This window comes from Amycolatopsis sp. NBC_00438 (assembly GCF_036026695.1).
Lineage (GTDB): Bacteria > Actinomycetota > Actinomycetes > Mycobacteriales > Pseudonocardiaceae > Amycolatopsis.
On the sequence record NZ_CP107923.1, the window covers coordinates 2,757,407 to 2,770,355 of the forward strand.

Here is a 12,949-nt window from a genome sequence, read left to right on the forward strand (position 1 = left end):
ATGGCGATCAAGGGTGACGACAAGCAGCTGCTCGCGATGGCGAACCGGTTCAAGGTGGTGATCGACCAGGGGGCCTACGACCTGGGCTCCTGGTCGAAGGTCACCGGCCTGGACGTCACCTGGGACGTCGCCGAGTACCGCGCCGGCGACTCGTGGAACCACCGCTGGTACTACCCGGGCAACACGAAGTACCAGACGATCAAGCTGGAACGGGCCGCGTGCAAGGACACCAACGTGGTGAAGAAGTGGCTGAACGAGGGCGCGACCAAGCCCAAGTTCTACACCGGCACCCTGAAGCTCTACGACGCCAACAACGACGCGGTCACCGAGTGGGAGCTGCGCAACGTCGTCCCGGCCAAGTGGAGCATCGCCGGGTTCGAGGCCGGCTCGAGCAAGGTCGCGCTGGAGACGCTCGAACTGCAGCACCTCGGCTTCCTCGACGACGAGCAGAAGGCGGTCTGAGCCGTGGCTTCCGACCTGTTCATGCCACCGGGGCGGGGCGCCGGCGCGGCTCGCGGCAAGGGACCGTCGCTCGGGATGACGATGCGCTTCGGCGTGGTCACCCAGGACGCCGCCCAGAAGATCGACCTCGGTTTCTGGCGCAGCTGCAAGGGGATCGCGGTCGACTTCGAGACCGAGAACGTGGTCGACGGCGGGCACTACGAGACCCAGGCGTACCTGCCGAACGGGCTGAAGTACCAGACGGTCCGGCTCGAACGCGTGATGACGCCCGACGGCTCGAAGGCCGTCCAGGGGTGGTTGCGGGACATGGTCGACAACTGGGTCAACGGCGACGGTTCCTACCGGGGCGGTTCGGCGACCATCACCCTGTTCGACGCGTCGAACCAGGAAGTTCTGAAGTGGACCCTCCAGAACGTGTTCCCGAAGTCGTGGAAGGGACCGGACCTGGACGCGAAGTCGAGCGAGTTCGCGATCGAGGCCCTGGAGCTCGTCCACGAAGGTTTCCTGCACAGCGAAGGGTGATCCGATGGCCGAAGGATTCGACGACCTCGGGGCCGGCCAGGCCAAGGCGATGCTGACCAGCCTCGACGTGATGATGCCCGGCATCGTCGTGTTCGACTTCAACCCCACCAAGATCCAGCTGCAACGCCGGGTCGACCTGAAGACCCGGGGGATGGTGGGCCCGCGCACGACCAAACCGCGCGGCGCTACCGGCAGCCAGTTCAAGAAGAGCGAGGCCAGCACCATCACCGTCGGCGACATCACCTTCACCGGGATGGACACCAAGGCGCGGTGCGACACCCTGCTCGGCTGGGCCAGCCCGGGCGGCAGCCAGGTGGGCGCCACGCTCGGTGGTGCGGCCAACGTCGCCCGGCGCACCGGGAAGAGCTCGCTCAAGGGCGCGCGGAACAAGCCGGCGCGCAACGTCAAGAAGCTCGGCCTGATCAGCCAGGACCTCGCCACCCGGCTGCCGATGCTGGCGTTCTCCTGGGGCCCGCCGACCGCCGCGTTCCTCTACACCGTGATGCTGCAGAGCGTCACCGTGTCCTACACCAGGTTCACCGACCTGGGGATCCCGATCCGCGCCAAGGTGTCCCTGGACCTGAAGGAGCAGCCGAACTTCATCGACTCCTACCCGACCAACCCCACTTCCGGCGGCCCGCCCGGGCGCAGCGGGCACATGGTGACCGCGGGGGAGACCCTGCAGCAGATCGCCACCGAGCGCTACGGCAGCCCCGGCACCTGGCGGGAGCTCGCGGAGAGCAACGGCATCGACGACCCGCTGCGGGTCCGGCCCGGCCGGGTGCTCTACCTGCCCCACCCCGGCGAACGGAGGTGACCCGGAGATGACGCTGCCCGCCGCCGCATCCTCGCTCCTCCCCGACGCCGGACGGCTCGAAGAGCTGTCCCTGACCGTGCTGGCCCGGATCACCGTCGACGGTGCCGACTGGCCGGACACCGCCGAACCCCCGGTCCGCGTGGTCGTCGACACCCATCAGCACCTGCCCGACATGTTCGAGATCACCCTGCTCGACGACACCGACGGCGGTACCGCGCTCGACGACGCCGGCCTGGTGATCGGCGCGACCGTCGAGATCGGCGACGGCGCGCAGGACGTCGTGCTGATCACCGGCGAGGTCACCGCGCTCGAGGCCCGCTGCGACGAGTCCATCATGTACACGATCGCGCGGGGCTACGAGAAGACGCACCGGCTGCAGCGGGCCAAGCACAGCCACGTCTTCAGCAACGTCTCCGACTCGGGGATCGCGCGGACCCTCGCGGAGGCCGCGGGGCTCGAGATCGGGACCATCGAGCACACCGGCGTCACCCACGAGCACCTCGCCCAGACCGACCAGACCGACTGGGAGTTCCTCCAGCAGCGGGCCCGCGAGATCGGCCACGAGGTGCTGATCGCCGACGGGAAGTTCCACTTCCGCAAGGCCGTCGCCACGGCCGGTCCGGCCTCCGGCGTCACCTCGGCGCTGGCCGCGATCGCCACGGGGACCAAGGAGGTCACCGTGACCTTCAAGGAGGACCTGCTGTCCTTCGCCCCGCGGGTCTCCGCGGCCAACCTCCCGTCGACGGTCGAGGTGCGCGTCTGGGACCCGGACACGACGAAGACCGTGGTGGGGGCGGCGAAACTCACTTCCGTGACGGCGGATCTGGACCAGGGGCCCGCCGAGCTGGCCGAGAAGTTCACCACGACGCCCAACCCGCTGACCCGGCCGAGGTCGGGTCAGCCGGGCCTGGCGGCCAAGCGCCAGGCGCTGCTCGCCGCCGACAGCGGTGGAGAGAACACGTTCGCCGTCGTCGACCGGCCCGTCGCCCGGGGCGCCGACGCCCAGCGCTCGGTGGACCGGATGGCCGCCGGTCTCGCCGAGCAGATCGCGAGCACGTTCGCCGAGGCCACCGGGACCGTCGCCGGCAACCCGGAGGTCCAGGCGGGGACCCGGCTGACCGTCAAGGGTGTGCCGGCCCAGTTCGCCGGGGTGTGGACGATCACCAACGCCCGGCACGTGTTCGACCTCGAGGACGGCGGGTACCACACGCACTTCGTGGTCAGCGGCCGGCAGGACCGCTCGACGCTGGGCCTGGTCGCCGGGGCCGGCGGCGGCACCGGCGCCGGCCGGATCCCCGGGGTGGTCTGCGGGATCGTCAGCGACATCGACGACCCCGAAGCACGCGGCCGCGTGAAGGTGTCGCTGCCCTGGCTGTCGGCGACGTTCGTCACCGACTGGGCGCGGACCACGCAGTTCGGCCTCGGCGGCCGCGGCGGCGCGGTGTTCCTGCCCGAGGTGAACGACGAGGTGCTGGTCGCGTTCGAGTTCGGCGACCCCCGCCGGCCCTACGTGCTGGGCGGCCTCCACAACACCTCGACCCGGTTCGCCGAGGCGCGGGCCTTCCTCGGCGACGCCGGGTCGGTGCGGTCGGTGGTGGAGCGGGGGATCTACACCTCGACCGGGTCCCAGCTGGTGTTCCAGGACGGCCTGCCGCCCTCGGCCGCGGGCCCGGCGCCGTTGAAGGCGGCCGAGAAGTCCCGCGTGGTGCTCGGCGGGCTCGGCGAGAAGCTCGCCCTGGTCATCGACAACGTCGCCGGCTCGGTCGACCTGACCTGCGCGCCCGATCCGGCCACGCACAAGACGGCCCAGGGCACGCTGACCATCAGCTGCGGGCCCGGCGGCGAGCTGGTCCTCAAGACCGGGGACGGCCCGATCCGGATCGACGCGGGCCAGGGGGACGTGTCGGTCGCCGGTGGGCAGCTGAAGTTCGACGCCACCGGCGGGGTCAGCATCACCAGCGGCGCCACGGTGCGGATCAACGGCCGCCAGATCGAGCTCAACTGAAAGGAGGTGCCCGTGACCGAGCCCGTGGTGGACCAGTTCATCGGCCGCGGCTGGGCGTTCCCGCTCGGCGTCGGCCCCACCGGCGGCATCGCGATGGCCGAGGGGCACGCCGAACTCGTCCAGGCGATGCAGCTGATCCTCTCGACCTACCCCGGCGAACGCCCGATGCGGCCCGAGTTCGGCTGCCCGCTGCGGGACTTCGTCTTCGGCAACGTCGACGTCGATCTCGCGAGCGGCCTGGTCGAGGTCGTGCGGTATGCGTTGCGCCGCTGGGAACCCCGCGTCGAGGTGGAGGACGTGAGCGTCCGCCCGGACCCGGACAACGGGTCGCTGGTGTACATCGACATCCAGTACACCCCGAAGGCGACGAACGACCAGCGCAACCTGGTCTTCCCCTTCTACACCATCCCCGACGACGGCGGCGAGTACTGAGGAGGACCCATGGCGCTTCCGGTGCCCAACCTGGACGATCGCCGGTTCCAGGATCTCGTCGACGACGCCAAGCGGATGGTGATGCGCCGCGCTCCGGAGTGGACGGACCACAACGTGTCCGACCCCGGCGTCACGCTGATCGAGACGTTCGCGTTCATGGTCGACCAGCTGCTGTTCCGGGTGAACCGCGTGCCCGACCGGCTCTACCTCAAGTTCCTGGAGATGATCGGCCTGCGGCTGCTGCCCCCGGTGCCCGCGCGCGCCCCGCTGACCTTCTGGCTCTCGGCGCCCACCGCGAACCCGGTCGTCATCGGCAGCGGGACCCGCGCCGGGACCCCGCGGGCGGAGAACGAGGAGTCCATCCAGTTCGCGACCGTCGCCGAAGCGGTCATCGTCCCGTGTTCGGTGGCCCACGTGCTGACGCACCCGGCCGGCGGCGAAACCACCGGCCACACCGACTCCCTCAAGCGCGGCACCGGGTTCGGCGCGTTCGGGGACCCGCCGGACATCGGCGACGCCCTGCTGGTGGGCCTGAGCGAGGCGGTGCCGGGCTGCGCGGTGCAGCTCGACGTCGGGTGCCGGGTGGAAGGCATCGGCGTCGACCCGGAGAACCCGCCGCTGGTCTGGGAGTCCTGGGACGGTACCGAGTGGACGGCGTGCGAGCTGAGCCGCGACGAGACCGGCGGCCTGAACCGCCCCGGCGCCATCGTCCTCCACGTGCCGCCGGGCCACGAAGCCGCGATCCTCGGCGGCGAACGCGCCGGCTGGCTGCGGGCCCGGCTCGTGGAGCCGGTCCCCGGCAGCGCGCGCTACAGCGCGTCGCCGATCATCGAGGGGCTCGGCGCCTGCACCGTCGGCGCGACGACGTCGGGCGTGCACGCCGAGGTGGTCGAGGCGGAGCTGCTCGGTGAGTCCGAAGGTGTTGCGGGGCAGCAGTTCACCGCGCGGAGCAGGCCGGTGCTCGAACCCCTCGAAGGCGCCATGGTGCAGGTCAGCACCGACGACGGCTGGCAGGACTGGGACCGCGTCGAGCACTTCGCCGACAGCGGGCCCGAAGACCGGCACTTCGTGCTCGACGCCGTCAACGGCATCGTCGAGTTCGGTCCCGCGGTCCGCACCCCGGGCGGCGAGCTGCAGCAGCACGGCGCCGTGCCCGAGCAGTACGCGATGGTGCGGCTGCGCCAGTACCTCACCGGCGGCGGTACCCGCGGCAACGTCGGGAAGGGCGCGATCAGCACCCTGCACACGTCGATCCCGTTCGTCACCCGCGTGGAGAACCGCCGGGCCGCCCAAGGCGGGGTGGAGGGGGAGACCCTCGAGCAGGCTCGGCTGCGTGGGCCGATCATGCTCCGCACCCGCAACCGCGCGGTGACCGCCGAGGACTACGAGGTCCTGACCCGGGACGCGGCGCCGGAGATCGCCCGCGTCCGCTGCGTCCCGGTGGGCGAGCAGGAAACCACCAACACGGTGAAGGTCCTGGTCGTCCCCGCCGCGGCGCAGCGGGACGGCCGGATCACCTTCGAGGAGCTGCTGCCGCAGGAGTCGAGCCTGCGCGCGATCAGCAGCCGGCTGGACACCGCGCGTGTGATCGGCACGCGCATCCGGATCGAGCCACCGCTCTACCGCGGCGTGACGGTGGTGGCCACGGTGGCCGCCCGCCACGGCATCGACGTCGACCGGGTGCACGACGAGGCGTTGACCGCGCTGTACGGGTTCTTCAACCCGCTGAGCGGCGGCCCGGACGGGCGCGGCTGGCCCTTCGGCCGCGCGGTGCACGAGGGCGAGGTCTACGGCGTGCTCCAGCGCATCCGGGGGGTGGAAATGGTGGAGCAGGTCCGCCTGTTCGGCGCCAACCCGCTGACCGGCGAACGCGGAGGCGCGACCAGCCGGCTCGAACTGGAGGCGACCAGCCTCGTCTTCTCCTACGAACACCAGGTCAGAGTGGAGCAGAACTGATGCGCGGCACGGTACCCGGGATCCCGAACCCCCATCCGCTCGGAAGCTTCCTGCCGGCGGTGTACCAGGAGGACGAGTTCGCGATGGCCTTCACCGGAGGCCTCGACGAGGTACTCGCGCCGGTGCTGTCCGTGCTGGACTGCCTGCACGCCTACATCGATCCGATGGTGGCGCCGGCCGACTTCGTCGAGTGGCTGGCGATGTGGGTCGGGGTGGACCCGGAGGAGAACTGGCCCGCCGTGCGGCGGCGGTCGGTCATCGCTTCGGCCGTGTCGCTGCATTCCAGCCGCGGCACGGTGTCCGGTCTGCGCGACCACCTGGAGATCGTCACCGGCGGGCGCGTCGAGATCGAAGACACCGGGGGTGTCACGTGGTCGCGGGTGCCGACCGGGGCCATCCCCGCACCGCGCACCCACCTGCGCGTCGAGGTCGCCGTCGGCCGGCCGTCCAGCGCCCTGCGGCGCTCGCTGGACGACGTCATCTCCGCCGCGAAACCCGCCCACGTCCCGCACACGCTGGAGGTGACCCAGGATGATCGTCTGTCGTAAGTGTGGTTTCAAGAACGTCGATTCCGACTCCTTCTGCGGTTCGTGCGGGACCTTCCTCGAATGGACCGGCGAGAAGGTCGAGCGGAAGGTCGACGCCGAGGTGCTCGCGGCCGCCGAGGAGGAGGCCGGCAAGCCGAAGCAGGGGCTGATGTCGAAGATCCAGTCGGTCCTCTACCTCGACGTCGGCGAGCGCGACGCGGTGGAGCGGCCGGCCAAGCCGGGGCTCGGCGGCGGCCTGGGCGGCGCCGGCGGCCGTCCCGGTGCGCCGGGTGCGGCCGCTGGGGGAGCCGCCGGCCTGCCGAAGCCGCCCGGCCTGGGCGGCCCGCCGAAACCACCCGGCCTCGGCGGGCTGCCCCAGCTGCCCGGTCTCGGGGGACCACCGAAACCACCCGGGCTCGGCGGGCTGCCCAAGCCGCCGGGGCTGGCTGGCCTGCCCAAGCCGCCGGGTCTGGGTGGCCTGCCCAAGCCGCCGGGTCTGGGTGGCCTGCCGAAGCTGCCGTCCCTCGACGACGAGGACGACGACGATGGTCCGCCGCGGCTCGGTGGCTTGCCGAGGCCGCCGGGGCTGGGTGGCCTGCCGAAATTGCCGTCCCTCGACGACGACGATGAGGACGATGGGCCGCCGCGCCTTGGCGGGTTGCCGAAGCCGCCGAGCTTGGGTGGTTTGCCGAAACTGCCATCCCTCGACGACGACGAGGATGACGAGCCGCCGCGCCTTGGCGGTTTGCCGAAGCTGCCTCCTCTCGACGACGCAAGCGAGGACGACGAGGACGACGACGAGGACGACGAGGACAGCGAAGACGAGGACGCCGGTTTCGGGACCGCGGCCCTGCCCCGGCCCCCGGTCCTGAGCGGGCTGTCGAAGCCGTTCGGCCCGCCGCCGGTGCGGCGGCCGCCCGTGGCGTCGGCCGCGGCGCTCGTCGCTCCGCTGCCTCCGGGCGACGACGGCGACCCGGACGAGTCCCCGGTGCTCGTGGCCGCGACCGCGACGGCCCAGCCGGCCGGGACCCAACCCGGGGCCGTCGCGCCGCAGGAGAAGGTCAAGCAGGCCGCGGTGATCACCAAGACCAAGCCGACGCGCCGGCTCGAGCCCGGCGACCTGGTCTGCGGCGAGTGCGGCGAAGGCAACGTGCGGACGCGGAAGTTCTGCAGCCGGTGCGGCACCTCACTGGTCACCGCGGAGGTGGCGAAGAAGCGCTGGTGGCACGCCCTGCGCTACCGGCGGTCGAACCGCGTGCTGAAAGCGGGGGAGCGGCCGGGCCGCGACGGCGTCAAGAAGAAGCGCGGGTTCTCGCTGGTCGGCGTCATCAAGGTCGTGCGGGTGCCGGTCGCGATCGTCATGGTCCTGCTCGGCCTCCTCTACGGCCTGGTGCTGCCGTTCCGGCAGGCGGTCGACAGCCGCGCCGACGCCGCCAAGCAGTCGCTCGTCGGCCTGTTCACCGCGCAGTACGACCCGGTCCGCCCGGTCCAGGTGATCGCCACCAGCGAGGTCGCCGGGCACGAGGGGATCGACGCCACCGACGGCTTCACCAACACGTACTGGGCCGCGGCCACCACGATCCCCGACCCGACGCTGGAGGTGACCTTCGACCACCCGGTCGACCTCGCCAAGGCGATCATCCGCAACGGCTCCCCGGACAACTTCCAGGCCCAGGACCGGGTCCGGGTGCTGCACGTGGTGTATTCCACCGGGAAGACCGAGGACATCACCCTCACCGACCAGCCGGACGAGCAGAACGTGTCGTTCAAGAACGGCCAGGGGATCACCGGAGCGGAAATCCACCTGCAGACGCCCTACCGGGCGATCCGCGGCACCGAGGTCCGGTTGTCGGAAATCGAGTTCTTCGTCGAACAGTGAACGTCCGACCGACCATCCGACCGAGTACCGGACGGGATCGGCGCGCGCCGATCGGGCAGTGGTCCTGCCCGATCAGGTAGCTCCCGACCCACCGGGACCGGTGCGCGGTTCTGAAAGGCTTTGCGCATGGGAGCCACTACATCGCTGCCCGACGAACAGGTGTCGGTCGCCCCGGGCGACAGCGTCACCTGTGACATCGAGGTGCACAACGACGGCCAGGTGGTGGACCGGTTCCTCCTCGACGTCGTCGGCGACGCCACCGACTGGGTCACGGTCAGTCCCGCCTCGGTGAGCGTGTTCCCCGGCGAGAGCGAAGCGGCCACCATCACGTTCTCGCCGCCGAAGTCCTCGGACGTCCTCGCCGGCGAGGTGCCGTTCGCGGTGCGGGTGATGTCCTCGGAGGACACCGAAGGGTCGACGGTGCACGAGGGCACCGTCCTCGTCGAGGAGTACACCGAGATCGAGGTCGAGCTGGTGCCCCGGACGGCCCGCGGCGCGCGGACCGGCCGGCAGCAGCTGGTGATCGACAACAAGGGCAACCACGACGTGCCCGCCGAGGTGCGGATCGTGGACCCGGAAGACCAGCTGGCCGGCCGGACGCCGACCCCGGCGGTCCGCACCGCACCCGGCACCGCGACGGTGGTGCTGCTGAAACTGCGGCCGCACAAGCGGTTCCTGCGCGGGGCGACCAAGACCCTGCCCTACCAGGTCGACGTACTTCCGCAGGGCGCGGACCCGATCACCGTGGACAGCGCGCTCGTGCAGGACGCGATGATCCCGAAGTGGCTGATTCCCTTGGTGGCCTTGCTGGTCACGGCCGCCGTCGTGCTCACCGTCCTGTGGTTCACGCTCTTCAAGCCCGTCCTCGCCTCCACCGCCCGCACCGCCGCGGCCGAGCAGAACGCGGCACTGTCGTCCCAGGTGTCGGAAGCGGCGGCCAAGGCGAGCCAGGCGGAACAGGCGGCGCACGCCGACGAAGCCGGCCCCAGCAGCTCCGCGGCCCCGAGCGCCACCCTGATCGCGCCCACGACGACCCCGGCGGCGACCCAGCAGCAACAGTCGAACCCGGCCCAGGTGAACACCGTGCCGAGCGCGGCCGCGAACACCGCGCCCGCCCCGGTGGGGGCCACGACGGCCGCCGCGCCCGCCCAGGCGTCCACCGACTTCCGCATCCAGGCGTCCGCACCGCCCGCCGCGGTCGGCGCGTACACGATCGCGACCTACTTCGACCCGGCGAGGCGCACGGTGAACGTGCGGGACCTCGTCCTGGAGAACCCGTCGGGCGACGTCGGGCTGCTGCAGATCCGGCGCGGGAACGCGGTTCTGTTCAGCTTCGGCCTGCAGAACTTCCGGGACATGGACTACCACTTCGTGCAGCCGATCGTGTTCCCGTCGGGCACGCCGGTGGTGATCGCGGTCAGCTGCCAGAACACCGGGAAGCTCTGCACCCCGGCGGTCTACTTCTCCGGTACCGCCGGGTAGAGCGCGCGCGACCGGGGAGGAGACGACGATGGTCACCTGGTACGAAAAAGGGGACGTGCGGCTGATCCGGTCGGCGCCGCTGTCGCTCGAGACGTTCGACGAGCTCGTGTTCGCGGCGGGCACCCAGTGGGAGCGGATCTTCGCCGGCTGGTGCGAGTACCACCGCGTCACGAACAGCGTGACCGACGCGAGCCTGCTGCTCTACGCGGTCAGCGATTTCGCGGACGTGGTCGACCTGCTGACCAGGGTGTACGAGGTCATCCCGCCACCGTGGGAGGAGGCGATGTTCCCGGTGGCGACGGCGCGGCAGCTGAGCCACCCGCTGAAGGACCGGCTGCGGGGCGCGCTGCTCGAGGTCGACCAGGTGCGCCCCCTCGACCCGGGCGTGCTGGCCGCCCTCTGGGAGGAGCTGGGCGCCCGGGGCGACGACGACCTCGACGACGCAAAGCGGGAACTCGAGGCCCAGCTGGAGGAGTACGGCGGGTTCGGCGCGCTGGCGTGGCTGCTGCTCGTCGAGCAGGACCTGTTCGGCGACTGGGTACTGGCGCTCCACCAGGCGGCGGAGGAGTACCTGCGGCAGATCAAGACCGCGTTCATCGGGGAGTGCGCGGAGCTGGCTAGGTTCGCCACGGACTCCTCGCGGCCGGAGGGGGATCCGGTCCGGCAGAAGGTGGAGATCCGGCTGATGGCCGAGGGCCGCAGCTGGTCGTTCGGCGGCAGCTGGGCCGAGACCATCCAGCCGATCGCCGCCGCGGGTTTTCCGGAGCCCACCCCGGAAGAGCGCGAGCTGCAGGTCCGCCGGGCGCTGGAGCGGGGGAAGTCGAACCGCACGCTCCTGTCCCGGCCCCACGTCGAGCTGGCGGCGACCACCGTGTCGGCCGACGAGGTGAAGTTCGTCCTCGCGGCGGCGGTCGGGAAACAGGACGCCACGACGCTCAACAAACCGGTGCTGCAGTCGATTTCGGCCCCCGGCGGGGAATGCCTCTACGTCCAGTTCGGGAAGGTCGTGCTGATGTCGGGGGAGCCCCGCGATCTCCTGCCGATCTGGTGCCTGGTGCAGTCGGCTTCGGTCGTGGCCGACGCGGTCCCGGCCGGGCTCTCCCTGGGGCGCATCACCCGGCGCGCGGCCAAGCGCGGCCGCTGGCTGGACCGCGGCGGCTACTGGGAGGTCACGCGGATGCTCGGCAGCTACGAAAAGGACCTGGCCGCGGCGTTCCGCGCCATCGGCCAGCACGACACGATCGAGTTCGTCTGAGCCGTACGCGCGGGGCTGCACCGCGGTTCGGGCCCTTTCGCCGGAGGGGCGCGAAGAGCCGCCCGTGGGTGTCACGACCGGCCCAGGCCGGCCAGCACCACGTCGGCCGTCTCCGGGCGGCCGCCCTTGACCTGCACGAAGAACTGTCCGCTCCGGTCGCTGCGGGACACCACGGCTTCGTCGATCCGGTACCCCGCGGGACCGCACCCGGACCAGCGGACGACCGTGCCTCGCAGACCGGGGTGGTCCACCGGTGCGGTTTCCCGGTGGGCACAGCGGTCGTGGCGGCGGGTCAGCAGCCACCGGGTGGCGTCGGCCCCGGGCACCCGCCCGGCGAACAGGCCCGGCGCGGCCGAATCCGGGTCCTGCCGGCCGGCCAGGTCCGGGGCGGCTTCCACCGCCGGCGCCCACCCGCCCGGCAGCCCGGCCCGGCCGGGGTCCCAGCCCGACGTCCGCACCTGGGCGCTCCACCCGGCCGGGCTGGGCACGACCACCTGCCCGGCCGGGTCCGACACCTCGGTGTACCCGGACGGCGTCGGCGCGTCGGCGCGCAGCGGGACCACGACGACGGCCGCGATCGCCGCGGCCGCGGCGATCCGGCGGGCCGTCCAGGTGGCCGCCGCCGGTCGCGAGAGCGCCGCGCGTAACGCGTGCGCGAACTCCGCGGAGCCGGCGAACCGGTGCCGGGGATCGGTGCGCATCGCCCGGGCCACCGCGTCCGCGGCCGACCGGGCGATCCCCGGTAGTACAGCGGCCATCGGCACCACCCGGCCGGGTGGTGCCGGATCGGTGCCGGTGAACAGCCGGTAGGCCAGAGCACCCAGGCTGTACACATCGGACCGGACGTCCAGGCTCGCACCGGGCTCGCTCTGTTCCGGGGACATGTAGCCCGGTGACCCGGCCACGATCGTCAGGCCGGAGGCCCGGCTCAACGTCTTGGCCAGGCCGAGGTCCGCCACCACCGCTTCGGCGGGCTCGCCCGGGCGGAAGAGGATGTTGCCGGGCTTGAGGTCGCGGTGCAGCACACCGGCTTCGTGCAGCGCCGTCACGCCGGCGCAGATCTGGGTGATGAGATCCGCGGTCGTCGCCGGGTCCTGCGGTTCCCGGCCGATCCGGTCCTCCAGGGTGCCCGCGGCCAGTTCCATCACGAGGAACGGGCGGCCGTCGTCGAACTCGCCCGAGTCGAGCACGCGCACGACGTGCCGGGAGTCGATCCGCCCGAGGATCGCCGCCTCGTCGACGAACCGGGCCCGCACATCCGAGCGCCAGGCCCAGTTCTCCGCCAGCACCTTGACCGCGACGTCGTGGTCCAGCACGTCGTCGTGGACCTGCCACACGGACGCGAAAGCGCCGGTACCGATGAGCCGCGGCGCCCGGAACCGGCGAAGACCCAGGGCGTACCCCGAACTCCCGGGAACCATCGGCACCTCCTCGTCGGCGCCACACTAACCAGGCCGATCGGCCACCCCGGTCGGGGCGGGGGCCCGCTCACCAGGCCGGTTGTGACGCCGGACACCAATCGTGCTTGTGCCCCAACGGATGCCGCCGCCACGGGATCCAACCGGGTGGCACGACACCCTCCGGTGCCCGCTCCTGCCCGATCGGGCAGGAG

The 12,949-nt window shown here is 71.8% G+C and carries 11 protein-coding genes; 10 read left to right on the plus strand and 1 reads right to left on the minus strand.

Annotated elements, in window-relative coordinates; translation table 11 throughout:
- From OG494_RS12790 to OG494_RS12835, 10 genes are all read left to right on the plus strand, one after another.
- On the plus strand, positions 1 to 462 hold the full coding sequence (locus OG494_RS12790) for a phage tail protein (RefSeq protein ID WP_328455229.1): 462 nt from the start codon (positions 1 to 3) through the stop codon (positions 460 to 462).
- A gap of 3 nt (positions 463 to 465) precedes the next feature.
- Positions 466 to 984 carry a phage tail protein gene (locus OG494_RS12795; protein ID WP_328455231.1) on the plus strand — a complete coding sequence of 173 codons (519 nt, stop codon included), beginning with the start codon at positions 466 to 468 and terminating at the stop codon, positions 982 to 984.
- Between the two features lie 4 nt (positions 985 to 988).
- Entirely contained in the window at positions 989 to 1,801 is an 813-nt protein-coding gene (locus OG494_RS12800; RefSeq protein WP_328455233.1) for a LysM peptidoglycan-binding domain-containing protein, read from the plus strand.
- A 7-nt stretch (positions 1,802 to 1,808) separates the two neighbouring features.
- The gene (locus OG494_RS12805) at positions 1,809 to 3,806 is read left to right on the plus strand and encodes a phage baseplate assembly protein V (RefSeq protein WP_328455235.1); all 1,998 of its coding nucleotides are present in this window, start codon (positions 1,809 to 1,811) and stop codon (positions 3,804 to 3,806) included.
- Positions 3,807 to 3,818: 12 nt separating this feature from the next.
- On the plus strand, positions 3,819 to 4,238 hold the full coding sequence (locus OG494_RS12810) for a GPW/gp25 family protein (RefSeq protein WP_328455237.1): 420 nt from the start codon (positions 3,819 to 3,821) through the stop codon (positions 4,236 to 4,238).
- A 9-nt stretch (positions 4,239 to 4,247) separates the two neighbouring features.
- Complete coding sequence (locus tag OG494_RS12815) at positions 4,248 to 6,194, plus strand: putative baseplate assembly protein (protein WP_328455239.1); 1,947 nt, start codon at positions 4,248 to 4,250, stop codon at positions 6,192 to 6,194.
- The gene (locus tag OG494_RS12820) at positions 6,194 to 6,742 is read left to right on the plus strand and encodes a phage tail protein I (protein ID WP_328455241.1); all 549 of its coding nucleotides are present in this window, start codon (positions 6,194 to 6,196) and stop codon (positions 6,740 to 6,742) included. The genes OG494_RS12815 and OG494_RS12820 overlap by 1 nt, the downstream gene beginning before the upstream one ends.
- Entirely contained in the window at positions 6,726 to 8,600 is a 1,875-nt protein-coding gene (locus OG494_RS12825) for an NADase-type glycan-binding domain-containing protein (protein WP_328455243.1), read from the plus strand. Before OG494_RS12820 ends, OG494_RS12825 begins: the two co-directional genes overlap by 17 nt.
- Positions 8,601 to 8,726: 126 nt before the next feature.
- Entirely contained in the window at positions 8,727 to 10,082 is a 1,356-nt protein-coding gene (locus OG494_RS12830; protein WP_328455245.1) for a COG1470 family protein, read from the plus strand.
- A gap of 28 nt (positions 10,083 to 10,110) precedes the next feature.
- Positions 10,111 to 11,337: a hypothetical protein gene (locus OG494_RS12835; protein ID WP_328455247.1), complete on the plus strand. Its 1,227-nt coding sequence runs from the start codon at positions 10,111 to 10,113 to the stop codon at positions 11,335 to 11,337.
- Between the two features lie 71 nt (positions 11,338 to 11,408).
- Here the strand turns inward: OG494_RS12835 and OG494_RS12840 are convergent, their stop codons facing one another.
- A complete protein-coding gene (locus OG494_RS12840) occupies positions 11,409 to 12,758 on the minus strand; it encodes a serine/threonine-protein kinase (RefSeq protein ID WP_328455249.1) in 1,350 nt (449 codons plus the stop codon).
- Positions 12,759 to 12,949 lie beyond the last annotated feature (191 nt).